24 protein-coding genes and 1 pseudogene are annotated in these 24,046 nt (G+C 45.5%); 9 read left to right on the top strand and 16 right to left on the bottom strand.

Features of this window, described 5'->3' with window-relative positions; genetic code table 11:
* Positions 1–72 precede the first annotated feature (72 nt).
* The 10 genes and pseudogenes from AACV78_RS22935 to AACV78_RS22890 form a co-directional block, all read right to left on the bottom strand.
* A pseudogene (locus AACV78_RS22935) lies at positions 73–279 on the bottom strand (reverse transcriptase N-terminal domain-containing protein); the annotation flags it as partial.
* Positions 280–899: 620 nt separating this feature from the next.
* Positions 900–2,006 (bottom strand): RNA-guided endonuclease InsQ/TnpB family protein, encoded by a 1,107-nt coding sequence (locus tag AACV78_RS22930; protein WP_228042415.1) that lies wholly within the window; start codon positions 2,004–2,006, stop codon positions 900–902.
* A gap of 351 nt (positions 2,007–2,357) precedes the next feature.
* Positions 2,358–2,981: a cell division protein SepF gene (locus AACV78_RS22925; RefSeq protein ID WP_194011439.1), complete on the bottom strand. Its 624-nt coding sequence runs from the start codon at positions 2,979–2,981 to the stop codon at positions 2,358–2,360.
* A 77-nt stretch (positions 2,982–3,058) separates the two neighbouring features.
* Positions 3,059–3,736: a YggS family pyridoxal phosphate-dependent enzyme gene (locus tag AACV78_RS22920; RefSeq protein WP_194011440.1), complete on the bottom strand. Its 678-nt coding sequence runs from the start codon at positions 3,734–3,736 to the stop codon at positions 3,059–3,061.
* A gap of 294 nt (positions 3,737–4,030) precedes the next feature.
* The gene (pipX, locus tag AACV78_RS22915; RefSeq protein WP_194011441.1) at positions 4,031–4,300 is read right to left on the bottom strand and encodes a transcriptional coactivator PipX; all 270 of its coding nucleotides are present in this window, start codon (positions 4,298–4,300) and stop codon (positions 4,031–4,033) included.
* Positions 4,301–4,335: 35 nt separating this feature from the next.
* A complete protein-coding gene (locus tag AACV78_RS22910) occupies positions 4,336–4,596 on the bottom strand; it encodes a 4'-phosphopantetheinyl transferase superfamily protein (protein WP_228042417.1) in 261 nt (86 codons plus the stop codon).
* Positions 4,597–4,809: 213 nt separating this feature from the next.
* Entirely contained in the window at positions 4,810–5,805 is a 996-nt protein-coding gene (locus AACV78_RS22905) for an energy-coupling factor transporter transmembrane component T family protein (protein WP_194011442.1), read from the bottom strand.
* A gap of 132 nt (positions 5,806–5,937) precedes the next feature.
* Positions 5,938–6,309 (bottom strand): four helix bundle protein, encoded by a 372-nt coding sequence (locus AACV78_RS22900; protein WP_194011443.1) that lies wholly within the window; start codon positions 6,307–6,309, stop codon positions 5,938–5,940.
* Between the two features lie 190 nt (positions 6,310–6,499).
* Positions 6,500–7,861: a ribosome biogenesis GTPase Der gene (gene der / locus AACV78_RS22895; protein ID WP_194011444.1), complete on the bottom strand. Its 1,362-nt coding sequence runs from the start codon at positions 7,859–7,861 to the stop codon at positions 6,500–6,502.
* Between the two features lie 193 nt (positions 7,862–8,054).
* A complete protein-coding gene (locus tag AACV78_RS22890) occupies positions 8,055–8,243 on the bottom strand; it encodes a hypothetical protein (protein ID WP_339383778.1) in 189 nt (62 codons plus the stop codon).
* A 5-nt stretch (positions 8,244–8,248) separates the two neighbouring features.
* Here AACV78_RS22890 and AACV78_RS28795 point away from each other — a divergent pair, with 5 nt between their 5' ends.
* Both AACV78_RS28795 and AACV78_RS22885 read left to right on the top strand, forming a co-directional pair.
* The gene (locus AACV78_RS28795) at positions 8,249–8,440 is read left to right on the top strand and encodes a nucleoside transporter C-terminal domain-containing protein (RefSeq protein WP_368666970.1); all 192 of its coding nucleotides are present in this window, start codon (positions 8,249–8,251) and stop codon (positions 8,438–8,440) included.
* Positions 8,441–8,789: 349 nt separating this feature from the next.
* Complete coding sequence (locus AACV78_RS22885) at positions 8,790–9,332, top strand: acireductone dioxygenase (protein WP_194011446.1); 543 nt, start codon at positions 8,790–8,792, stop codon at positions 9,330–9,332.
* A gap of 376 nt (positions 9,333–9,708) precedes the next feature.
* On the opposite strand, the gene AACV78_RS22880 is transcribed toward AACV78_RS22885, so the two are convergent.
* The 4 genes from AACV78_RS22880 to AACV78_RS22865 form a co-directional block, all read right to left on the bottom strand.
* On the bottom strand, positions 9,709–10,518 hold the full coding sequence (locus AACV78_RS22880; protein ID WP_194011447.1) for a CBS domain-containing protein: 810 nt from the start codon (positions 10,516–10,518) through the stop codon (positions 9,709–9,711).
* 74 nt (positions 10,519–10,592) lie between these two features.
* Positions 10,593–11,063, bottom strand: a complete 471-nt coding sequence (locus AACV78_RS22875) for a DUF732 domain-containing protein (protein ID WP_194011448.1) — start codon at positions 11,061–11,063, stop codon at positions 10,593–10,595.
* A 143-nt stretch (positions 11,064–11,206) separates the two neighbouring features.
* Positions 11,207–11,827, bottom strand: coding sequence for a cupin domain-containing protein (locus AACV78_RS22870; RefSeq protein WP_194011449.1), 621 nt, complete (start codon positions 11,825–11,827; stop codon positions 11,207–11,209).
* Positions 11,828–11,949: 122 nt separating this feature from the next.
* The gene (locus tag AACV78_RS22865) at positions 11,950–12,516 is read right to left on the bottom strand and encodes a sigma-70 family RNA polymerase sigma factor (protein WP_194011450.1); all 567 of its coding nucleotides are present in this window, start codon (positions 12,514–12,516) and stop codon (positions 11,950–11,952) included.
* Between the two features lie 217 nt (positions 12,517–12,733).
* Here AACV78_RS22865 and AACV78_RS22860 point away from each other — a divergent pair, with 217 nt between their 5' ends.
* The 4 genes from AACV78_RS22860 to AACV78_RS22845 all read left to right on the top strand — a co-directional run bounded on the left by AACV78_RS22860 (position 12,734) and on the right by AACV78_RS22845 (position 18,104).
* The gene (locus tag AACV78_RS22860) at positions 12,734–13,408 is read left to right on the top strand and encodes a DUF4439 domain-containing protein (RefSeq protein ID WP_194011451.1); all 675 of its coding nucleotides are present in this window, start codon (positions 12,734–12,736) and stop codon (positions 13,406–13,408) included.
* A gap of 208 nt (positions 13,409–13,616) precedes the next feature.
* Positions 13,617–14,831, top strand: a complete 1,215-nt coding sequence (locus tag AACV78_RS22855) for a DUF4331 family protein (RefSeq protein ID WP_194011452.1) — start codon at positions 13,617–13,619, stop codon at positions 14,829–14,831.
* Between the two features lie 227 nt (positions 14,832–15,058).
* On the top strand, positions 15,059–16,465 hold the full coding sequence (locus AACV78_RS22850) for a tetratricopeptide repeat protein (RefSeq protein WP_194011453.1): 1,407 nt from the start codon (positions 15,059–15,061) through the stop codon (positions 16,463–16,465).
* Between the two features lie 118 nt (positions 16,466–16,583).
* The gene (locus AACV78_RS22845) at positions 16,584–18,104 is read left to right on the top strand and encodes a nickel/cobalt transporter (protein WP_194011454.1); all 1,521 of its coding nucleotides are present in this window, start codon (positions 16,584–16,586) and stop codon (positions 18,102–18,104) included.
* Positions 18,105–18,574: 470 nt separating this feature from the next.
* Here the strand turns inward: AACV78_RS22845 and AACV78_RS22840 are convergent, their stop codons facing one another.
* A complete protein-coding gene (locus AACV78_RS22840; RefSeq protein WP_194011455.1) occupies positions 18,575–19,012 on the bottom strand; it encodes a DUF6918 family protein in 438 nt (145 codons plus the stop codon).
* Positions 19,013–19,388: 376 nt separating this feature from the next.
* Complete coding sequence (locus tag AACV78_RS22835) at positions 19,389–19,604, bottom strand: hypothetical protein (protein WP_228042414.1); 216 nt, start codon at positions 19,602–19,604, stop codon at positions 19,389–19,391.
* Between the two features lie 363 nt (positions 19,605–19,967).
* On the opposite strand from AACV78_RS22835, the gene AACV78_RS22830 reads away from it, so the two are divergent.
* From AACV78_RS22830 to AACV78_RS22820, 3 genes are all read left to right on the top strand, one after another.
* The gene (locus AACV78_RS22830) at positions 19,968–21,596 is read left to right on the top strand and encodes a Ycf66 family protein (protein WP_194011456.1); all 1,629 of its coding nucleotides are present in this window, start codon (positions 19,968–19,970) and stop codon (positions 21,594–21,596) included.
* A gap of 549 nt (positions 21,597–22,145) precedes the next feature.
* A complete protein-coding gene (gene cobQ, locus AACV78_RS22825) occupies positions 22,146–23,612 on the top strand; it encodes a cobyric acid synthase CobQ (RefSeq protein ID WP_194011457.1) in 1,467 nt (488 codons plus the stop codon).
* A gap of 75 nt (positions 23,613–23,687) precedes the next feature.
* Positions 23,688–23,924 (top strand): 2Fe-2S iron-sulfur cluster-binding protein, encoded by a 237-nt coding sequence (locus AACV78_RS22820; protein ID WP_194011458.1) that lies wholly within the window; start codon positions 23,688–23,690, stop codon positions 23,922–23,924.
* The last annotated feature ends 122 nt before the right edge of the window (positions 23,925–24,046 follow it).

Here is a 24,046-nt window from a genome sequence, read left to right as displayed (position 1 = left end):
CTTCCCTATTGACCTGCTTTCAGCAGGTGTGACGCTTTCGGATTTCTCCTTGGCGCGTCAACGAGCCGCACTGCCGCAATTATCCTGGGTAACTCTACGCACCGCTAATGCTTTTGCTGCCCAAGAACTTATCAACAGTTTCTGGAGTCTGCGTACTAGCTTGACATCACCACGATTAGACGCTTGATATATCCGCTTTTGCAATTTAAAAACGTTACGCTCTAGCTTTCGCCAGTTGATAGCGTTCCATTCATACATCGGTTTTTCTGCCGTGTTCATAACATATTCATTGCTACTTGTCGCTATACCATCCGTATTACCGTAAGTCCGTTAGCATATCCTCACCATTACAGTGAGGCGTTGGCTTTTGACTCAATCTCTACCATCTGTTACCTGGGAATCCAGATGTTTCGTCTTGGCTGACTGCTCGAAGTATTCGACCTCTCCGAGAGTAATCAGATGGGTTACTTCGTTCCTCATAACCATTGTTTTGTTCCGTTAGGATGTCACCTTTTCACCGAGTTTTTGGGTAACGTAGGTATGCCAATAGAAATCTTCATACCACCCTGTACTAATGCCCTTTTGGGACTCCCAGCGCATAAAGCCTTATTTCGCTGGTTTGCCGTAACGGTGATTCAGGCAGTGACTTCGCATTTGCTATCCATAGGAACTTGCTCACGGGATACCACTTTAGGCTAGTAGTTCTTTCCGCTTTTATCCCCGCTTCACCGATTGAGGGCTAGTCGCTACAGTGGGGGATATGCTTTCACCTCTACGTCTGAGGGGCAGGGCTTAACGATTTCTAGGATACTGACGCTCACCTGCAAGGGTATGAAGTTGTCATCTACAAGGGATTAAAGTGCGAACTCAATCCCGATGGATTACCCTGTAGAAGCCAGTCATCCCCCGATTTCTCGGTTTCGACTGAACGAATCGCACTTTGTTGCAGCATTGCCATCTCTGTCGTGATGAGTGCCACAGTAAGAGCAAGTCCACTCGCGCACATCTAAAGACATTTCCGAGACTTGATGCAAACAAACTGAACAGGTTTTAGAGCTAGGGAACCATCGATCAATTTCTACTAGCTTACCGCCTTTGCGGTCTAATTTGTAGCTCAGGAAATTGACAAAAATTCCCCAACCAGCATCAGAAATAGCTTTAGCTAAGCAATGATTACGAACCATGCCTTTAACATGAAGATTTTCTACTATGACAACTTGGTTTTTGTTGACCAGCTTTGCGCTGAGTTTATGCAGAAAATCATGCCGAAAATTGGCTACCCGTTCGTATATCTTAGCCAGTAATTTTTTAGCTTTTTTGCGAGAATTACTGCCATCCTTTTTACGCGCTAACTTTTGCTGCTTACGCTTGAGATTTTGTTGATGTTTTACAAAATGTTGAGGGTTCTCAAACTTAGAAATCTTAGTGCCATCGGCAACGATTGCAAACTGTTTTAATCCTAAGTCAATCCCAAGGATTTTGCCAGAAGTAGAAAATTCTGGATTTTCACCTTCAATCTCAAATAAAATTGCAGCAAAGTATTTACCTGAAGGGTTTTGGCTAACTGTGACAGTTTTGATTTTTCCGTCAATCGGTCTATGTAATTTTGCTTTGACTACTCCAAGTTTAGGGAACTTGAGTTCAGCGTCAGAAATGACTTGAACATTTTGGGGGTATTGAATCGACTGCTTATGCTTTTTTGACTTGAACTTAGGAAACTGAGCTCTTTTGTCAAAAAAGTTTTTATAGGCAGTCGTGAGATTAAGCGTGGCCGCCTGTAGCACTTGAGTGTAGCAGTCACTTAACCATTCATATTCCTTTTTTAGCCCTGGCAGTAAAGCATTTAATGCAGATTGTCCAAGCCCTTTGCCAGTCTCTTGATAGACTTCAATGGACTTATTAAGCGCGTAATTCCACCACCAACGAGCGCAACCAAAGCTCTGTGCCAGATGCTTGCACTGCCGATCGGTAGGGTATAAACGAACTTTGACAACCTTGCGTAGCATTTAGTTACTGCTAATTCCTAATTAATAGTAAATATTAGATCAAAGGTTTTGCCGATCTGCAAATATCGCAGAGCGAACAAGTGGGCATAGAACCCAATTGTTCTGTACGCTTTTATCCCGGCACTCAACGGACTACCATTAGAGTGCGGGACTTCCCGCTTGTTAGTTAATCTGCAGTCTTGATTCCACAGTTAAGCTGCTTCGCATCTAATTTGACAGTCAATTTTTCTACAATTATTGTGGGATGGGCAGGAGAGCCCGTCTTTGTATTCAATTTAGATGCGTAGCAGCTTATTAGTTGTCAACTGTCAACTGTCAACTGTCAACTGTCAGTTGACAACTGACTACTGACTACTGAGCCATTGGAGCTTGTTCTGCCGGCCAGACAGTCGGTGCAGGAGCAGCAGCAGGGCGGGGTCGTCCTTGGGCTGGGGGCACCTCGTGAACCACACCAGACTGAGTTCTCACCTGCACGCAGCTAGGCGTAAACAAGAAAATGCTTTCGCCAATTCGCTCTTGATGACCGTCAAGGGCGTAAGTACCACCCGCTACAAAGTCTACAGCTCTTTGCGCTTGGTCTGGATCCATCACAGTCAGGTTCAAAACCACAGACTTGCGCTCTTTCAGCGCTCGAATTGCTGCCGGCATCTCTTCAAAAGTGCGCGGCTCCATTACTACTACTTCCGAAATCCCGTTCATAGCTCCAGGCATTCCAATCACGTTATTCATTACTGACCCTACTCCCCCGGTTGGTGCAACAACATCCGTACCTGTAGATCCTACTACTGACCGCTCCCGCATTCTGCGATTTTGGCGGCGTTCTTCTTCTGCTGCAGCGGCTGCAGCGGCGTTCGGTTCGGGCGGTTGGTAGACGGTTTGAAAACGATCTCCATCCGCTTCGTCGTATTCGTAATCGTATTCACTTTCATTGTTGAAGCCTACAAAATCTCGTAGCTTAGAAAAAATGCTCACCATTTAAGCTCCTTCACGACTGTACTGCCCCGACTATACTCGCGTTGCGGGTTAGCCGCGGGTCGCTAACTACTCTATTTTTAACCCAAGTTGTCCTCTCTTCTAGAGCCAAACAAGCTTGTTCCTAGCCGTATCATAGTAGCACCTGCTTGAATTGCCAAATTATAATCTCCCGACATCCCCATCGAGAGCTGCTGCATTTGGATGTGGGGCAAATTTTGCTGCTGGATTTTATTAGCAAGTTCGCGGGTGCTGTTAAACAATTCTAGGATTTGCGCCTCATCTAATCCTAGCGGAGGTATTGTCATCAAACCTTGAATTTTGAGATTCTGACATTTATTCAGTTCTGGGAGGTCGGCAAGCAGTTCTGGGACTGTCCAGCCGTATTTGTCGGGATCTGGCAACATTTTGACTTGCAGGCAGACTTCCCGAGAGCAGGACTGTTCGCCCGCTATGCGATCGAGCCTAGCTGCCAATTTTAAGTTATCCACAGAATGAATCCACTGGAAATGCTCTAGGGCTTTGGCTGCTTTGTTGGCTTGCAAGTGCCCGATGAGGTGCCAGTTGATGCCGGGTAAATCTTGCAGGTGGTTTTGTTTTTCGACAGTCTCTTGAACCTTGCTCTCCCCAAAATCTCGGATGCCCGCCTGGTATGCTTCGCGGATAGCATCAGTCGATACCTGTTTGGTAACGGCAATTAACCGCACTGATTCGGGCAAGTGTTGGCGAATGCTGTTAATTCGAGAGGTAATGGTCATAGTTACTCAATGCTCGGAAGTGGAGGGAAGGAAAGTTAGGAACGAAAATTGATATCAGTAGGGCGTGCTGAATTAATTACACTTGCATATCGCCCCAGGGCCCAATCAGCGTCAAGAGTCTTTTTGTAATTAATGATGCCCGGTTACTTAATTTAAACATCTGCTACACTTCTGTGTTTCCAGAAGCGGCGAGGTAAAGAGAGGCAGAGCCTGGTAACGAGGAATTTCCAATTACGAAATTCCCAATTACCAATGACTAATGACCAATGACTAATGACCAATGACAGATTTTCGCTATTGAAATGTACGCTGGTGAATGGCTTGCAATTGGTCGTAATCTTTGTATTGCCCGTTGCGGCGGAGCGTTCGCAGGCGAATTTCTACCATCAGGCGAGCGTCGGAGCGGCTGATGGGTTCAAATCTCAGGCCGCCTGGGCCGTTTGTCACTAAGAAGAATAGGCGTTGGGCGTATAGTGTGGTGAATAATTCTTGGCTGTCTTCAACCTGGGATACCCTGAAGAGGAGACCGAAGTTTGGATGGTTCAGGTAGGTTTCTGTAGTCATTTATGCTCACAGTCGATCGATTTTAGTTTAAAGATTTAGATTTTAGATTTAAGTTTCGCTGGCGAATCACGGGAGGGGGTTGTTTTCTGGCGGGGTACAAAGGGCGATCGCCCTAGCGGTGCAGTAGTCTCCGTCGTGGCTGAGGCTCGTGCTGCTGCTGTTCCGTGCAGTTGCACGTTTGGAGCACCGCGATCGTCCCGCCGAACGTCCACATCTGCATATCGTATTCCCCGCCATCCGGTGCCTAGAGCTTTGACAACAGCGTCCTTGGCGGCCCAGCAGCTAGCTAGTTGCAGGAAACTCGATTCATTTTACCTTTAATGCTGCTGTGTTGAGAATTTTATTGCCCGCAATCCCTGCGTTCGGCGGGCGTGTAAACTTTTTCGAGGAAGCGATCGCCAAACCGGTCTAATGCGGCGTCAACTACCCATCAATCAATCACTCAATCCCCAAATCTAAAATCTAAAACTTGTTCCCTCGCGAAGTCGAAGAATCTAAAATCTAAAATCCTAACTGTCCCAACCCCAAACCAAGCGGGCGCTCCAGAGAAGGATCAAGCAACCGAGGGCGATCCAGTCTCGGATTTTGAAGTGCAACTGATGCCATTCTACACGGTGTCGATCGGGACTTGTGAAGCCACGAACAGTCATGGCGCTGGCTATTTGTTCGGCTCGCAACAGCAAGTTTTCTAACAGCCGCTCGGCGATGAGCAACCAAACTTGAGCGGCGCGGCGAAATCCGAGTTTTTTCCAGTTTATGGCTCTGGTGCTGACCGATCGCACTAAATTTTGTATTTCTTCCAACACTAGGGGAATGAAGCGCAAAGATAACGTTAATGTTAGCGCTATTTCGGTGACAGGCCAGTGCAAGCGGCGCAGCGGGCTCATTAAATTTTCAATAGCGCAGGTGATTTCTTCGCTGGCTGTGGTGAGTAGATAGAGGTTGGTGCTGTAAATTACTGTGAAAAATAAGGTGCTGACGTTGATAGCTAAATCTATGGATTTGCGGGTGATTGTGATCGGGCCGCCTTTAAATAAAACGTAACGGTAGTTTGTGGGTTGGGGGAGTTTAGTTTGCGGTTGAGATTTGGAATTTTGGGTTGGGGAGTTTGAGCCTAAATTAAAAGGTTTGTACCACGCTTTCGGCTCTGGAGGGGGTGGAAGGGTTGCGGGCTGTTGGGAAAAGGTTAATTCGTCGGCGGGGATGCGGGGCTGGTGTTCTGAGGGGAGTGCATCGGGGGCGATCGCGCTGAGGCAAAATACTAAAAGGCAGAATAGCAGCAGCAGTCCCATTTGCTGTTTCCACACGCGCAGGGGAATGGCTGCGGTTAGTGTCAGTACGATTAACATTCCTACTAGCATCAACCGCCAAGCGGGGTTGGCGAGTATGGGCGCGATTAGGAATGTCATCAACCAGGCTAGTTTGACGCGGGAGTCTACGCGGTGCAGCCAGGTTACGGGTTGTTCTAGGTAAAGTCCTATCGGGAGCGATCGAAGTAAATCCATGTTGCGATTTTAGATTTTAGATTTTAGATTTTAGATTTTAGATTGTTTGAATTGTTTAATTATTTGATTGGACTTTATTTTATTGTTTAATTTTTGAGGGAATTTTTTTTTTGTTGGGGATTTGAGATTGTTTTATTTGCGACTTGCTGTTGGGTTTTTAGCAATTAAAGTTTTGATTGAAGCAACTGTCATTGCTAAAATTTCATTCGTTTCTGACATGATACTCCTCAAATTAGTGACATCTACTAATTTAGCTTCAACTATCAGCTCCATCCAGTAAAGACATTCATCTGCTTCTTCTTCCACTATTCTGAGTTTTGCAATTAAGTCTGCTGTCGATCTAGCGCGACAAGCTGCTCGATAGTTAGCCCCTACAGAAGTTCCTGAACGAATTAACTGCTTGCCAATTACCTCAGAAACGGTATTTTTGGGCAGTGAACTTACTAGCTTAATAAGTCTTAATGCTAGAGCCTTCGTTCTTTGTTTAAACTCTTGTTCGTCCATCTTGGGATTTTAGATTTTAGATTTTAGATTTTTTCATTGGAATTTTAAATTTTAGATTTTAGATTGGGTCTTTGACATTGGGATTTTGCAATTGTTTGATTTTTGATGAAACAAAAAAACGCAATTCATTAATTTTATCATTAAATTGCGTTTTTTCTTCAATCTAAAATCCAAAATCTAAAATCGAAAATTACTTGACTCGGAGTGCTCTGTTTGTTGTGCTGACTTCGGTGGCTCGAACTTTTTTGCCTCTCCACAGCAGCCGCATTGGTGTGCCGGTAAAGCCTAGGTGTTTGCGAAATTGGCTTTCCATGTAACGGCGGTAGTTTTCGGTGAACCGTTTGGGATCGTTGACAAACAATGCAATTGTTGGCGGCTGCGATCGCACTTGGGTTCCGTAATAGATTTTACCTTGTTTTCCTTGGCGGGTAACGGGCGCTGAGTGCCAGCTTGTGGCTTCTTCTATGACTTCGTTAATCACGGCGGTGGGGACGCGACGCTTGTGTTCGTCGGAGGCTTTGTCTACTAATTCAATGATTTTTTCAACTCGCTGTCCGCTCATGGCGCTGACGAAAATCATTTCTGCCCAGTCGAGGAAATAAAGTCTGCTTCTTACTTCTTTTTCGTACTCGTAGATGGTGTCGTTATCCTTTTCTATGGCATCCCATTTGTTGACGACCATGATGCAGGCTCGACCTTCTTGGCTGATGCGATCGGCTAATTTTTGGTCTTGATCCGTAACGCCATCAATTGCGTCAATTACTAGCAGTATAACGTCGGCGCGGCGGATGGCTTTAAAAGCGCGGTTGATGCCGAAGAATTCTGCGCCGTATTCGACGTTTTTCTTTTTGCGAATTCCGGCGGTGTCGATCAGGCGGTAGGTTTGACCGTTGCGTTGTACTATGGTGTCGATCGCGTCGCGGGTTGTGCCGGAAATTGGGCTGACTATGGCGCGGTTTTCTCCGAGAAATGCGTTTAGCAAGCTCGATTTTCCGACGTTAGGACGACCGATAATTGCTACTTTAATTTCATCTACTTCTGGCTCTATTTCTGTGGGAAGGTGAGTCATTAGTTCGTCTAGCAATTCGCCGGTGCCGTTACCGTGAATCCCGGAAATTGGGAAAGGTTCTCCCAGTCCCAATGTCCAAAAGTCTGCTGCTTGCGTGAGTCCGGTATTTTCCGATTCGCACTTGTTGACGGCTAGAATGATGGGGACTTTTTGCAGGCGCAGCCAAGATGCGATGGATTCGTCGCCGCCTGTGAGTCCGGTTTTTCCGTCTACTACAAAAATGGCTGCGCTGGCTTCTGCAAGCGCCGCCAGTGCTTGTTCCCGGATTAATGGCAGAAATTCGGTTTCGTCGTCGAATACTAGCCCGCCTGTGTCTACGATTTGATATTCGCGATCGCCCCAGTATGCTGGTCTGTAGGTGCGATCGCGCGTGATTCCCGGTTCGTCGTGGACGATCGCGTCTTGGCTGTTGGCTAAACGGTTGACGATCGTCGATTTGCCTACATTGGGGCGTCCAATAATAGCAACTATAGGTAGAGGCATAAATGTAGCAGCAATTATGCTGCGCCGTAATTTTGAGCTTTAGTCTCTGATTATAAGGGAATCTGACTGAAATGGACAGACTTATTTCTCTCTTGGGGTTAGCGGTTTTTGTCGCTTTGTCCTAGGCGTTTTCAGTGTCTCGGCGCGCTGTTAAGTGGCTTCCCGTACTTTGGGGAATTGCTTTGCAGCTAATTTAGACAATTTTGATTCTCAAAACTGCTCGTGGTTTGGCGCTATTTAAATTTTTAGGAGATTTAGTTACCCAGTTTCTAATTTTTTTATCTAGCGGAGCAAAGTTTTTATATGGAGAAAAATTGGTGGAGCGTTTTATCGGTTTTGCAGTGTTGCCGACTCTCATTGTTTTCTCTTCGTTTATCACCATAAACGATTTCTGAACGATCGGCAATTATTGCGATTTATGCTTTGTGCAGTTTTTCTAATATTGGCTCCATCGGGATTGAAATTTGGGGGATTGGTGCGATCGCGCCATCGCATCAGGGCGATTTTGCTCGGTTGGGCGCGATCTCAAATCCTCTCTTCATCGGAATAGTAAATTCACTGTTGACCGTTAACTGTTAACAGTTAACCGTTAACATCATGAGGATTGCAACCGGAATTGATATGAGGACGATGATTGCTGGTTCTGTGGCTTGTTTTATGACTGCTTGCATTGCGGGAATGCTGCTGTCAATTTTTTGAGTTTTGTCAGGTGATTGGGGCGGACTCTACTCGCAAGGTTATTAAATAAAAGTTAAAATTTAAGGCTTGATAGTTAAAATATGATATTACCTTAAATGTTCGGGAAGCACAATATCTAATTTGAGCGATCGGCTATTATTGAAAATAAGCAGGAGTTTAGTTTGTCACAACAGTATATAGAAACTGGAAACTAAATTCTTCTCAAAGTCAAATAAATAGGTGGTGTAAGATGGCTGTTCTGCAACTAGAAGACGGTACGACATACAGCGATATTTGCGCGATCGCCAGCAAACTCGCTATTTTAAATATTGAGGTCGATCGCCTGCTAACGAAAAAAAATCCTGCGGTTCAAGAAATTCTCATCCAAGACATTCTCAGCCTCACAGAAAAACAGCAGATCCTTGCAGCATTTAACAGCAAGTTTGAACAGTTAAAGCGCACAAGCGGATGTCAGTGGTGCGACTTAAAAGTGCTGCATCCCGGTTCGCCGCAAATTTACCCGCTCATGACTCAAAGCGATCGCACTCACACCCACGCAGATGCAGAAGTTCTTCATGTGTTAGCTGGCGAATGTGTTTTTGGATTTGTGTATCCTAACGGATCTCAGGTACAGTTAATGTTACAAGCTGAAGAATACATAAAAGTGCCACCCAATACCGAACATTGGTTTTATTTGACTCCGTTGCTTTACTTGAAAGCTGTGCAGTATTACACCACCGCTCAAGGTTGGGTTCCTCAGTATACTAACAGGAAACTAAAAATTAGAAATTAAATTAGATATCGGACGGCGATTGAAATCGCTGCTATACAAACGATGTCCGAGCAGAGAGGGACTAAGAAATTAAGGATTAAATTCTGTCGGCTGCAGTTAGAGTGAAAGATGATGTCAAATCCGTTAGTATCGGAATAGTAAATTAACAGTTAACAGTTAACAGTTAACAGTTAAAATCATGAGGAGTGCAACCGGAATTAATATGAAGTATCGATCGAGCCATCAATCTCATACCAATTTCAAAAAATCATGCAACAGTATTCTTGTCCCCCCCCAAAGCATCGGGGGGGCTAGGGGGGGTCGGAGACTATTGCATGATTTTAGAGAAATGGTATCAAATCTCAAATCAACTAACTTTTAACCTTATTGAAAAAGGCTATAATTCAGTGGTTCTGGTGATTTCAATTTCTTCGCAGCGCTGCAATAACGCTTCTATTTCCTGAGCGAGCAAAATTACTTCCGGCCAAGAAGAACCGTTGATTAAATCTTGGGCGTGAGCTAATTTGTTTCTCAATGCTTCTGCTGACTTTAAAAAACGCTCTCCGTAACGCTTGGATTTGAGCCCCAGCCGATCGATTATTTCGGCATTCGTCAGGATTAAATCTCGCTTGTCGCAGAATTGCAGGTAATCGATTAAGTCAATTGCTTCATTTCGCGATCGCCCCAATCCCCAAAGATGTTTAGCCGCTAAAATACGATCGCCCTTAAGCGAATTTTGCCACGAATCTTGGGGAAAATAGATCCGCACAATCCGCAATAAATTCATTTCTAGCAGCGTCACCAACCCAAACAACAACATCCGCACCGGTGCTTTTTGCAAATCGCCACAGGTGACAATCCCGTTGATGCGGTTGCTTTCTAGTACAAACAATCTCGGTTTTTCTCGCAGCAGCGGCAACAATTCCATCAGGGGAGTCGCGGCGGCGATTAACTGCGACGGGTGAAAAATTTGCTGGTAGTCGCTACATTTACCTGTGATTAAGTGCGATCGTTCTATATAACCGCAAACAGTGCCGTTTTCTTCGATCCCCAGCACATCAAAATCCCTGGCCTCCATCCACGATCGCAATTTGGCTGCATCTTCGTCAGCGGGGACAGACTTTAGCGGTTCCGCCAGGTATTTAACAGTAATGCTGTCTTTGAATAAATCCCGCAAGTCGGCGGAACTTGATTTTAAATGTTTCATCTATTTTAAATTGCACAAAAAATTATCATTGTCGATCGCCTCCTCAATCGGGAAAATTCCCTCTTTCAACTAATTTATTTATTTGCTAATTCCGGGCAATAATGGTTAGCTGCAAGAGTGGTAATAATATCGGCATCAGCCAGAAAACTTTCTTTGACATTTGGATTTTCGATGCTGAGAGATTGTCCGATCGCCTTTAATTTAACTTCCGCCAAAGAAAGTCCCGATTTTGCATCCGCACACATTTTTTTAGCTGCGGCAATTTTTCTACCGGGGGTTCTTTGGATTGCTTGCAGTAAATTGCCGGTTGCTTCTGGAGAGTAGCTTTTTGCTAAGCGTTTGTAGTCTTCAATAAATTTCCCGTCGTTTCCTGTAAGTTGAATAGATTCTTCAGGCGAACACAACTGATTTAAGTTAATCACTTCTCCCGCTGAGTTAACCAAAAAACATCCTTCGTGTTCTTGGGCGATCGCGCTTTTGTCGCTGGGTACAAATTGGATAATAACGGCGCACATCACAGCAGTTAAGCGCCAGTAATTTAGCATAGCATTCACCTTATTTAGTTGGAATTTTAAACCGCTTAAGGACTTTAGTCCTTACTACGAACCTAAATTCGGTTTGTAGTGAGGACGACCGTCCGCAAAACCGCCCGGACTCGCATTCCTTACTACAAACCGAATTGTCGATATCAAACAAGCATTTCATTATTTAGGGAACTTTTCATTAACAGCAAACATCCCCCTTCACTGAGCGGCGAATGTATGGAACCGGGAACCGAATGAATGTAATCCCCTTGATGACAAACTTCCCCTTCTACAATTAAATCTCCTTCTAATACAAAGACTTCTTCCGATGCCGCGTGTCGGTGCAGGGGAAAACTTGCCCCCGGTTCCAGTCGCATCAAGCAGGTGATTTCACGCTTTTTCTTATCAAAAGAAAGCTTGCCGATCCAAACTCCGGGAACTCCATAAGCTTTCCATTTGACATCGCCCGATCGCACAATTAAAGAGCTAGTCTTATTCTCAGTTTTCTCGGTAACAATTGGCGGTAAATTGACTGATTCTGCCGGAGTAGGCGGCAGTTCGGCTATACGCTGCAACAGGCGGTTTTTCAGGTCGGGGGCGACGGGAACTGGAGGGGCTGTGTAGGCGATCGCAGAAATTGCTGATTCCAAGGCCACCCGTTCGCTTTCCAGTTCTGGCGATTTCTCCAATTTCTCTGCAAGTGCGCGACTTTCTGACTCGTCGAGCGTATCGAGAACTTGAAAAGCTGCAAGCATATTAAACTCCTCATCGGGCATCATTTCCATTTTAGATTTTAGATTTTAGATTTGCGATTTTAGAGTGGTTTTTCCGCACTAAATATCGAAAATTGGAGATGCTATAATTTTCGATTGATGTTAGACAATTTAACTTGTGTTTGTTTGACAACCTAAATTTCATCACTCAAAGCTTGACGCAATTTAGAAAGACCCAAACGAATTCTGGTTTTGATTGTACCTGTCGGAATACCAATTTTAGTCGCGATTGCCGCACAAGTCAGCCCTTGGTAGTAGGCGAGTTCGATGGCAATTCGCTGTTCTGCTGGCAGTTTTTCTAGCGCCGCTTTGACTCGTTCCCTGCGTTCTTGGATTATTGCATCTTCCATCGGTTCTGGAAGGCTCGAAGAAGGAATTTTCGCATCTTCCAGACAAGCTTCGGCCGCCCGGCCTGTTCGCTGTAAAACTCGGAGCCTATCGAGGGAACGACTGCGGGTAAGCATGAACAACCATGTATCCGCTCGACTGCGAGAAGGATCGTAAGTTGCTGCTTTTTGCCAAATTTGGGAAAAAACATCTAGTACCACTTCTTCCGCTTCTTCTACCGAACCTAGGATTTTGTAAGCTAGTGCATAACTTTGGCGACCGTAGCGATCGTAAAATTGAGCTAATGCCGTTTGGTCTTTCCGGGCAATCTGCACTAAAAGCAGCGATTCATCGCTGGACTTCTGGCCTGTCATCTCAGTGTACCTAAAAAATTTTGTTTTGAGTGTAGAGATCCAAAATTAAATATTTGGCGTATATCACTATAGAACATAATTGTAAGTCAATTGGGGATGCGATCGTAAGTATGCCTTGACGGGCTAACTCTGTCATGCTTTAAATTGTCATGTTCCCGATTTATATTGCACTTTTGTCACCTTTTTTGTTAACTTTTCAAACCTAGCAATACGTTCTATGCAAAATGAAGAAATAGCTTTATCTGGACAGTCTAAAACTCGCCATACTTATAATTTGCGATCGCGCCGCGCTGCGCTTGCAGGTGGTGCTATTGCCGGGTTAGCTGGTGCTTTGGGCATTTCGCTGCTTGGGGAAAAGGCGATCGCCGCCACTCCCGATGACAACAAAAATGATGCTGCTATTCTCAACAACGCACTTTTTTACGAACATCAGGCAATTTGGGCCTACACTTTTGCAGCAGGGAAGCTCACAAATACTGATGTTGGCAAAGCAGTCTTAGCCCTAGCACTCCGCAATCAAAACGACCACAAAGAGCACCGAGATCTTCTCGCTTCTGCGGTGAAAAGTTTGGGCGCAAATCCCGTTACAGCCAAGTCGAGTTACGACCTTTCATCATACATCAATAAGAAGGAGGGAAATATAGATTCTGATGTAAATATTGCTAAATTAGCCCTGGCTTTAGAGACCGATGCTGCGATCGCCTACACTGTGGAAGCTGCCAAGTTGAAGACTCCGGGTTTGATTACTGCAGGAGCTAGCATCGGCATGGCAGAAGCAGCCCACGCAGCAGCTATTCGCGCTACTTTCAAGGCTTTGGGCATGAATCTGGAAATTGTACCTGCTGCTTTTGTTAGTAGCAAAAACCGCAACAGTTGGGTGCTGACGGTCTAGTTTTTAATATTTAATATTTCTGCACAGATCCAAAATTGCCAAACCTTCGTATACTAACTCGTATACTGATAGCAGAATAATCGGCAACAGCACCAAAGCCCCACAGGTTTAAAGGTTGAAACCTTTTGCTAAAAAAAATACAACCCGCAAGCGCGGGTTATTTGCCATTGATTTGTCCAAAAATCCCATTGAAATAAAGGTGCTAACTGTGAAGCTAACAAAAAAATTTCGTAAAACCATACTAGCTATTGAATTAGCTCTAATTGTTGTATTAACTCCAGGGATAATTGCCGCTTCCGACCACGACGACGGCGAAGTCGATATCAAAGGTCGAACTGTTAATTTAACAGACCTGTACGTATATCGCGAAAAAGACCAAAATTCCAGTGCTGCGGACGGGGATTTAATATTGACAATGAATTCAAATCCTAGGTCTGTAGCGCGCTATCAATATTATTTCAGCACTACAGCCCTCTACCAATTTAACATCTCGCAGGTAGGTGATGTGAATTCTACACCGACTGGACGCGCCGATACTATCTTGCGGTTTGCCTTCAGCCCGCCTAACAATAGAGGTATGCAAGCGGTAGCTATAACTGTAATTCGCGGTGGCTCGGAAACAACTACTAAGACTACAGTTAATGGCGGACTAATTGCCACAACTCCGCTGAATTCTAATGCTGTTTTGAATACAGTACCTGTGAACGGTTCTAACTTGACTGTATTTGCAGGTTTGCGGGAAGATCCATTTTTCTTTGATGTAGAACAATTTTTCCGAGTCCGCGCTGGGGCTTTGGGCACGGGGGCAAAAGTAGGTTTCAAGCCACCCAATCAAGCGATCGACTTTACAAAAGGTTACAACGTCAATACAATTACCGTCCGCGTTCCGAAAGCGTTTTTGCAAGCAGGAACTGGGGCGAATACTTTTGATGTTTGGTCAACAATTTCGATCCGAGATGGAGTTGGCGGTTTCAAACAATTCGAGCGCTTGGCGAGACCTGCAATTAACGAGGGTTTGGTAGTTACTCCCGCGTTTATGGAGGCATTTAATAGTATTTCTCCGAAATTGGATTTGAGCGCTGCTGCTGCTCCGGTACGGCAGGAAGCTGTTGCTACTCTGAATGCTGTGGATCTTTTGGATGGTAGCGATAATGTCGATCCAAATGCGATCGCCCAAGCTTTCTTACCCGATGTCATGCGGATCGATACCACAAAACCCAGCGGCTACGGTAGTGCGACAAATGCTCAAGGAAGTTTGATCGGAGGTCGTATGCTGATGGACGATGTTATTGATATCACCTTGGGAGCTTTGGTGGGTTCTCCGGTTGGCGATAATGTTTCATATAACGGAACTCCCGGAAACGCGGCTCAGGGACACAAGCCGTTAGAACCTAATTTTCCTTATTTGGCTTTGCCGAATTAGTTATTAGTTATTGGTTATTGGTTATTAGTAATTAGTTATTAGTAATTAGTAATTGGTGATTGGTGATTGGTGATTGGTGATTGCTTGTTGGCTAATGACATATAGCGGTTCGATCGCGTGGTGAGGATAGCCCTATGCCCTATGCCCTAGGGTGCCTCATCTTTTTGAGAAATAACTATCTAAAATGCTTTTTTTTACCGCAGATGAACGTTGATTAACGGGGATGTATGAAAACTAAAACAGGACAAATAATAAAATCTGATGTTTTTTGGTGGTGGTTATTGATAGCAGTTCCTGTTGTGGGTATTGCTGTTATTAATATTCCCCCAAATCTGCGTTTTATTTCTGATTTATTTGCGGAGAAAACTCCGGCTAATCTTGATGCAAATTACCGCTACCATTTTTTTGAAGCTCTGAGAAATAATCCTAATCAAAAGGAAGCTATTCAGCAAGAAATTGCTTTTTACCAGCAGCGATTGGCTGTGGATTCCCGCAGCGGTTTGAATCGGGCTGCGTTGGCGGGAGTTTATCTGAAAATGGCGCGCGCAACTGGGGAGGGTGGTTGGTTTTTATTGGCGGAACAGGCGGCCGAAAGGTCGATCGCCGATTTGCCTTTTGACAACAAAGGTGCGCTGTTGGTTTTAGCTCGAATTGCTGAAGCGAGACACGATTTTGCTAGTGCTTTGCGCTTGGCTAAACAGGTGGGTTTTAATAATGAAGATGCGATCGCCCTTTCGGTTACATCTAACTTGGCGATGGGAAAAGTTAGTGAGGCAAACACAGCCGCAGAAACCTTAGTTAATCGGATTCCTAACTTAGGTTCTCTCACATTAAGAGCGTTAGTGAGAGAGGCGCAGGGCCGAGATGCTGAGGTTTTGCAGGATTACCGACAAGCAATGGTGGCGGAGGAACCAGGAGAGATTGCGGGATCGGCGCGGGCCCGATCGCTCTTAGGTCGCTTTTACGCCCGCCGCGGCCAGTTTGTGCAGGCGAAAGCGCTATTTTTGGAATCGCTGCGGTTGGTGCCTCGAAACCCGCTGGCGCTGATTTATTTGGCGGATTTGGAAACCAACCAAGGCAATTATCGGGAAGCGGAGGCTAGTTACAGTAAGGTTTCTGCCTATGCTGGGGGTGCTGCGACGGTGTACGATCGCCTTGTGGATCGCGGTATGGCGAGGGTGAAGGAGTTGCAGGGAGATGCCAGATCCTCCAAGCGACTGCGCGACAAAGCAGAAGCGGGGCTGCGACAGGAACAGGCTTCTGGAGCTCGCGGTTTCGGACACCGGCGCGATTTGGCGAGTTTGCTGTTGGAAAAAGGTCGATCGCAGGATGTCGCCGAAGCGCTGCTGTTAATGCAGGATGAGGTAAAAATCCGCAGGGATGCTGTGACGTTGGATATTTACGCCAAGGCGCTTTCTAGCGCTGGGGAATGGCAAAAAGCCGATCGGGTGATGGCCGAAATAATGCGATCGGGCATTCGCGATGCGGGTATATTTTACCGGGCTGGTGCGATCGCCCGCACATTAGGAAAAGATGCTGAATCTCGCGCTTATTTTCAAAAGGCTAAAGAAACAGATCCGAGTTTTGACGGGCGTGAGGGCAAAACATTAGGTTTAGGAAGTTTTGAATTTTAACTAATAACGAGTACCTACTACAAAATCTCAAGCTATTAGTCAGGGAATAAATCCCCCGATCGCCTCCTAAAAAACCCACAATATTTCACAAAATCAACTTGTTTTAAAATTTACAAATATGCCCAAAAAGTTACGCAAATCCTACAAATACCTCATTCTTTTATCCCTCACCCTATTACTATTTCTCACAACATCAACCAAACCAGTTTACTCGCACTGGTCAGACTTGTCCGTCGCAGAAATAATCGTCAACGATTTCCAAACCGAAGTAACATTAACCTTTCCAACCGGCTTAACAAAATTCGCCGACGACAATCGAGACGGCCAGCTACAAGCATCCGAAGTTCGCAGCCACAAAAAAGAGCTAGAAAAGTTTTTAAGCCAACAAATTAGCATCACCAACAGCAGCAAACTTCAAGGTTTATTAACAGTAAATCCGCTCGAATTAGCCAGTAAAACCGCCCATTTGATCCAGCAAACCCATACCCACAGCACCTTAATCTTAAACTACACTTGGCCCGCTTCTAGTGGAATTTCCAAACACGAAAAATTGCGAATTAACTACAATCTATTTTTACCCGGAGTGGCTACAGCTAGCTGTCAAGCTACCATCGTGGAAGCCGGTGCTGTCAAAAGCTTTGTATTTACACCCCAAAACCGGGAGTTTTTGTTAACAGGAAATGAATCTATCTGGGATACAGGTTGGAGTTTGCTGCTAGCAGTAGCCGGAGCATTTGTCTGGGGATGCGTGCACGCCATGTCGCCCGGACATGGAAAAACTATAGTCGGCGCTTATTTGGTAGGTTCGCGGGCTACTCCGATGCACGCTTTATTTTTAGCAGCAACAACCACAATAACTCACACTGCGGGCGTGTTTGCAGTCGGCGGAATTACTCTTTTTGCTTCCAACTTAATCGAACCAGAAAAACTCGATCCTTGGCTGAGTTTAATCTCAGGCTTATTAGTAGCAGTCATCGGCTTTAAGTTACTTTCCGAAAGAATCAAAACAAGGTTAGTAGCGAGGACGACAGTCCGCAAAAAATCAAAAAATCAAATTCTTACCACGATCGGCTTAAATAACTTCCTAGAAAAAATCAGGTTCGTAGTGAGGAGTTTAGTTCGCAAAAAAACCAGGAATGTCGTCCTGAATACGAACCTTGAAGAACCAGTAAATCTGCTAAATAGAGGAACTTGGGAAAGAGAATTTAAGCCAGTAAAATCAGATATTTCTCAGCACTACCACCATCACGGAGACGGCCGCTTGCACTCGCATTTGCCCCCCGGTGCTGACGGCGATCCAATTACTTGGAAAAGCTTATTATTGTTGGGAATTTCGGGGGGATTGTTGCCTTGTCCTTCTGCTTTGGTGATGCTGTTGAGCGCGTCTGCTTTGGGAAATGTAGGTTTGGGAATGGGGCTAGTGGTAGCCTTTAGTTTGGGATTGGCTTTGGTGCTTAGCGCGATCGGATTAATCTTAGTTTATGCGAAACGGAATTTTGATAAGCTACCAAAACAGATAACAGCCGTGAAGTTTCTGCCGGCTTTGAGCGCGATGTTAGTAATGTTTTTGGGATTGGGAATTTCGGGACAAGCAATCTGGAAAATATGGGCGGCGAATCAATGGGTAGCTGGCGGATAATACAATTTTAGATCCTAGGTTGCGTCAGTTTTGATGATGTTGCGAGCCGATGTCCAATCGATTACCATAACAAGGTGCGCGCGTGCGGACAATATCGCGCAATAGGTGGCGGACTGAAGTCCGCACTACGAACCTATTTTATCGTTGTCAATCTACCAGACGCGATATGAATAACCAAAAATCTCTCTGCTGATTCATATCGTTTCCGGTTGCATCGGAATGATGTTAACAGTCAACAGTTAACAGTTAACAGTCAGTAGGGGCGGTGGACGGTGCGGGCGGGCCCTCTTAACAGTCAACAGTCAACAGTCAACAGTTAATTTACTATTTCGGTGCAACCGGAATTGATATGACTTGACAAACTAATATTAGTTCCAACCCTACAAAGTCGCGAGATTGAACTAATTTGGCAGAGATTCTTCGCCCAGAACAGCATTGAAATGGGTGGGAATTTCCCACCCATTCAAGATTCAGGTCGCAGTATGTTTATTAATAATTTTGGCTAAATCCGGTATGCCATTTTCTACGTAAGTCTTAGCTGATGGGCGGAGTTTGGCATAGGCACCTTTAACAACTGCTCTTGTGCTGTTATCGGCTTTTTTGTCACTGATTTGGAGCAATTGGTTTGCTACTTCAGCTTTTCTTTCAGCAAAATATTCGACTGGGTTGCCATTGTTTACGGCTTCAGTCCACATGGGGTCGAGTGCGATCGAGATTTCCGGCAGAATTTGATCGACGACTTGAGCGCAATAGTCAGCCCGTATCCCTTTGACAGTAGAGTAGGCGGCTTTCAGAGCCAAACCGCCCAATCCCGGCGCTGCTGCAACTTGTTTTTCTATCAACTGTACGCAGTCATCAACAAAATTGTCTCTGTTGTTTTCATTCAATAAAATATCGCTAAGTGCCATTTTTGCTCTCCTTAATTTAACAGTGAATGTGTTTATTAGCTTCAAGTTCCTTCAGAAAATTATATATCTATTTCGATCCTTTACTGAAGTTTGCACAAGCATTTTAAGCCTTGAGTGTTGATAACTGGCAACCTAATGTTAAGATTTGTCTGAGGTTGTGGCAATTAAGATGCGATCGGCTATTCCTGATTTACCTACTGTTCGATCGCTGGAAACGCAAATCCTGATTAATTGATAATCAGGACTGAAGTCTGAAGGATGAAACCTCTAAATTGTCAAGACTAAAATACAAAACAGAACAGCTTGCCAAAAATATGAGAGAGAGGCTGTGCCTTTAGTTCGATCGCACTTGCACCTCTCATTTTTCGCCTCTGAATTAGGATTCGACGTTCTGCTGTGCGGACAAAGGTGCTCCAACCTGGGGCAGTTGTATAGTTTGTGTCGGCAGATCGCTCGATCGCAATACAAGATTTTTCGGTAGCTTGGAGGCAGTGCCGACTCCAGCAAAAATTTGAAGCGATAAGGTTAAAGCCGCAGCTAACAACAATTTTTCTAACATGACACTACCTCCAATATCTATGCCCCTAGGCATAATTCCTCCGACACCTATACCCTACAGAACATCTTCTACCGCAAGTGCGATCGTACCGGCACAGTTAAGTGACACGTATCACCACTGAGTAGGGGGTGAGACCAAGAAGGGGTGAGAAGCGCTTCGACTTCGCTCCGAGGGTAAAGAGGTGGAGATGGGGAAAGTAGAGAAAATCTTCACGCTTGAGCTTTACGGTCAACATCCACCCGTTAAATCCTTTAAATCCGTTCAATCCAGGACACTAATCCGCTGCCGAAATTGTTTCCAAATAGATAATTGGTCTAGAGAAAGAAGCCGTTGAGTGTCTCACAAAGGTAGAATTAGCGCGTAGAAGTTATTTGACAAAGCGGAGGTACCGACAAGATGCTTGCATACATTCTGGCGTTAGCGGTCGGTCTAGGCAGTTTCAGTATTTACATGGCGGCCTTCTTTTTTCCAGAAGTTCACCGCAAAAGTGATTTTACCTGGAGCGGGGTAGGACTTTTTTATGCGTTAATTTTATGGACTTGTGCGGGGCGAATTACTGGTGCTCTCCTGCTGGGTCAAATGGCGGGCGTAGCTATGTTGGGCTGGTTGGCTTGGGAAACCCTGACTTTACGCAGGCTGGTGACACCCGTCGCTCAGCAAACGCCGATTCCCGTGCCGGCGAATTTGGCCGGGGCCATAGGCGGGCCGCTATCGGGTTTGTTTGGTAAAAAACCAGAGCCCGCAGGGAAAAAACCTAAGTTTGTTCGATCGCCCAAACCGAAAACTGATGTAGTTCCAGCACCCGCTGTGAATCCGACTGAGGTAAAGGTAAAAGAACAACCGGCAACTCCCTCAATCGCTGAAGAAATTGCCGAAAGCGCGATCGGGTCTGACTTGACCATTCCCCAAGACAAAACACCTGCAATTGCAGAAATACCAGTATTTTCCGTGGAAACTCCTGCTGTTGAGACTTCACCAGACCCAGCAGAATCAGCCACCAGCTTCACTCCTCTACCTCTACCTATAGAATTTTCAGAAATTGCCGCCCCAGCAACTGTGGAGCCAGCAGAGGCTAAGCCAGAGCCTCAACGGCAGCCTGAAACAGACGATTTTGAGGAGATTTGGAGGGCGAAGGCTAAAGAGTCCGAGTCTGTTGTTAGTTCGACAGCCTCAACGGTGACACCAACGGCGACACCAACGGCGACACCAACGGCGACACCAACTCCAGCCAAAACAGCTAAAAAATCCGGCGGTTTCGCAAGTCTGTTCGGTAATATCAAAAATAGTATCGGCGATATTTTGGGACGGGGTGCGAGTAAAAACAAGTCTGATAAAAATACTCCGGGGACAACAGCCAAAAAGACTCCCGATCCGATCGCGTCCGATAAAAATAGTCCGGCGACAACAGCGAAACAAACTCCCGATCCGATCGCGCCGGAACCTAAAATAACAGCAATTCCTACACCGGATATCGATCGGGTTCTCGAATCTGAATTAGCCGAAGTCACGCAAGAAGTGAAAGCCGAAACCAGCAACACAGCCGTTGAAACCAGCCAAGCAGTGCCATTTCCCACCGATTTAGAAGCAATGGCCGAGTTGATGGTGGCCGAAGCCGCGAGTGTTCCCAAAATAGAGGAAACTCCAGTTTTAGATACAGCCTCCCCCCAAACTAAGACAGCGCCGTTGATTCCAGAAACAGCGGAGACAGCAGTGGATGAAGCGGAAACAGCCTCCGGCGTCACGGAAGCAGAAGCCCCTGCTGTATCTATAGAAATGACTGTGGTGGAAGTGGCGGAGCCTGTAGAGGTAGAAATACCGGGAGAACCGGGGTTGAGCGTGCAAGTGGAAACGATTTCAGTATCAAAAATCTCGATCGAATCCACAGAAGAAAAACCATCTTCCCAGGAAGAACCACCGGAATTGATTCGCCCAAATCCCCCCGCTTCCGAGCCAGTCGAAGCTGCTAAACCTCCCGTAGAATCAAAATTTGACAATATATCCGGCGAAGATCAGCCATCATCTTAAGCCAAAAAGCCAAAGGTAGAAACCAGAATTTTTTTGATTCTGGTTTCTACTTTTTGCTTTTAAGACTTATATCATGTCCGGTCAATTACCATAGCAAAAACAGAATAGGGCATACCTCACCACGCGCTCGAACCGCTATAACACTTTGAGGAATGCAGGTTTACCTCGGTTGCAGACTTGCATTCGACACATATCAAATTTTAGATCGGTCGATCGCTCGGACAGGAAATTATATCGTTTCCGCTGGCATCGTCAGGTGATTTAACCTTATTAGTACACAGAGTACACAGAGTCCGAGAATATATATCTGAATCATTCCGATGCTACCGGATTTGATATTACCCGCAGGTAGCAAGAAACCGGGTTTTTTCCCGAAAATATCTCGCACTCACCCCCAACTTCAGTAAAAAAGCCGATTTCTAGGAGTCAGGGTGCGATCGCGAACTGATACTATTTTTTTAAAGATGTATTGATGACTTCTTCCCTCGAACCTCTTCCCTCGAACCTCGAACCTCTTCCCTCGAACCTCTTCCTCCTCCCCTGAATATTATGAAAGCAATTATGGTCGTGGGAACAACATCTCACGCAGGAAAATCTTTACTCGTTTCAGCATTGTGTCGCATCTTTTCTCGATCGGGCTGGCGGGTAACTCCGTTTAAAGGTCAGAATATGGCACTGAATTCCTATGTCACAGCCAGCGGCGGAGAGATTGGCTACGCTCAAGCAGTACAAGCTTGGGCTGCGGGCGTGGCACCTTGGGTAGAAATGAATCCGATTTTGCTCAAGCCGCAAGGAGACATGACTTCTCAATTGATTGTCAAGGGCCGGGCGATCGCCAACGTGCGAGCATCTCAATATTACGAAAAATATTTCGATTTAGGCTGGCAAGCGATTCGCGAATCCTTAGAATTTCTCAGACAAGAATTTGACATGGTTGTTTGTGAAGGAGCCGGCAGCCCTGCTGAGATTAATCTCAAACACCGCGATTTAACAAATATGCGAGTGGCTAAACATTTAAACGCTCGCACTTTGCTAGTCGTTGATATCGATCGCGGCGGCGCTTTCGCTCACATCATCGGTACTTTGGAATTACTCGATCCCGACGAACGAGCTTTAATTAAAGGATTCATTATTAATAAGTTCCGAGGACAAAAATCAATCTTAGATCCGGGGCTGACTTGGCTGGAAGAAAGAACGGGAATCCCGGTAGTTGGGGTGATTCCTTGGATAGACGAAGTGTTTCCCTCCGAGGATTCTCTCGATTTGCTCGATCGGCGTTCTCCAAACACTCAAACCGACCTAAATATTTCCATCATCCGCTTGCCCCGAATTTCCAATTTTACCGACTTTGACCCGCTGGAGTCGGAAACTAGCCTCACCGTCAAATACGTTAGCCCAAAAGACCAGTTAGGCCATCCAGATGCCGTGATTTTACCGGGTTCTAAAACCACAATTTCCGATTTGCAGGTACTGCGCCAAACAGGTATGGCAAAAGCTATTCAAAATTACTTAGTAGCTGGCGGTACAGTCATGGGAATTTGCGGCGGCTTTCAGATGCTGGGACAAAGTATCAGCGATAAACAAGGGCTGGAGGGACAACAGGGAGAATTTGAAGGATTGGGATTGCTGCCGTTAAAAACTGCGATCGCCCCGGACAAAATTGCCCGCCAGCGTGTCGTAACATCTAACTATCCTCAACCGGGTTTACCAGTTTCAGGTTACGAAATTCACCAAGGAAGAACGCAAATGCTACAGTCAGATTTGACTCAACCGCTATTTGACGATCCGACTTTAGGAATTGTCAACACTGCTCAATCAGTTTGGGGCACATACCTGCACGGCATCTTTGATAATGGAGCTTGGCGGCGAGCTTGGTTAAACTACTTGCGCCAGCAGCGGGGACTTCGTGCATTACCTACAGGTATTCCGAATTACCGGGAACACCGAGAAGCTTTGTTAGAGACTTTAGCGGATACGGTGGAAAAACATTTAGATATGAACCAGATTTTAGGTTAATTAGTTAACTGTTGACTGTTGACTGTTGACTGTTAACTGTTAACTGTTGTTTGTTAGAGTTGAGGTTAAAATTAAATGACAAAAGTTTGCTTTTTACCAGATAATGTGACAGTAGAAGCAGAAGCGGGAGAGCTTTTGCTAGATGTAGCAAAACGTGCGGGGGTTTCCATTCCTACGGGCTGTCTGATGGGCTCTTGTCACGCTTGCGAAGTAGAAATTGACGGCGGCGAGACGATTTGTGCTTGTATTTCCGGCATCCCTTCCGGGAAAAAGCAAGTAACAATTAATTTGTATGTTGACCCTGCTTGGTAATTAGGCAGTTGGTGGTTGGCAGAAAAGCAGCTAATACCAATTTCATCAAGTTATGCTACTATCGAAACTTTGACTCCCCCCCCTATTAATAAGGGGGGGTTGGGGGGGGTAGATATGTAGCG

The organism is Tychonema sp. LEGE 07196, assembly GCF_963890365.1.
GTDB lineage: Bacteria > Cyanobacteriota > Cyanobacteriia > Cyanobacteriales > Microcoleaceae > Microcoleus.
The sequence above is the reverse complement of the archived record's forward strand: the minus strand, read 5'-3'. Positions and strand labels throughout refer to the sequence as shown.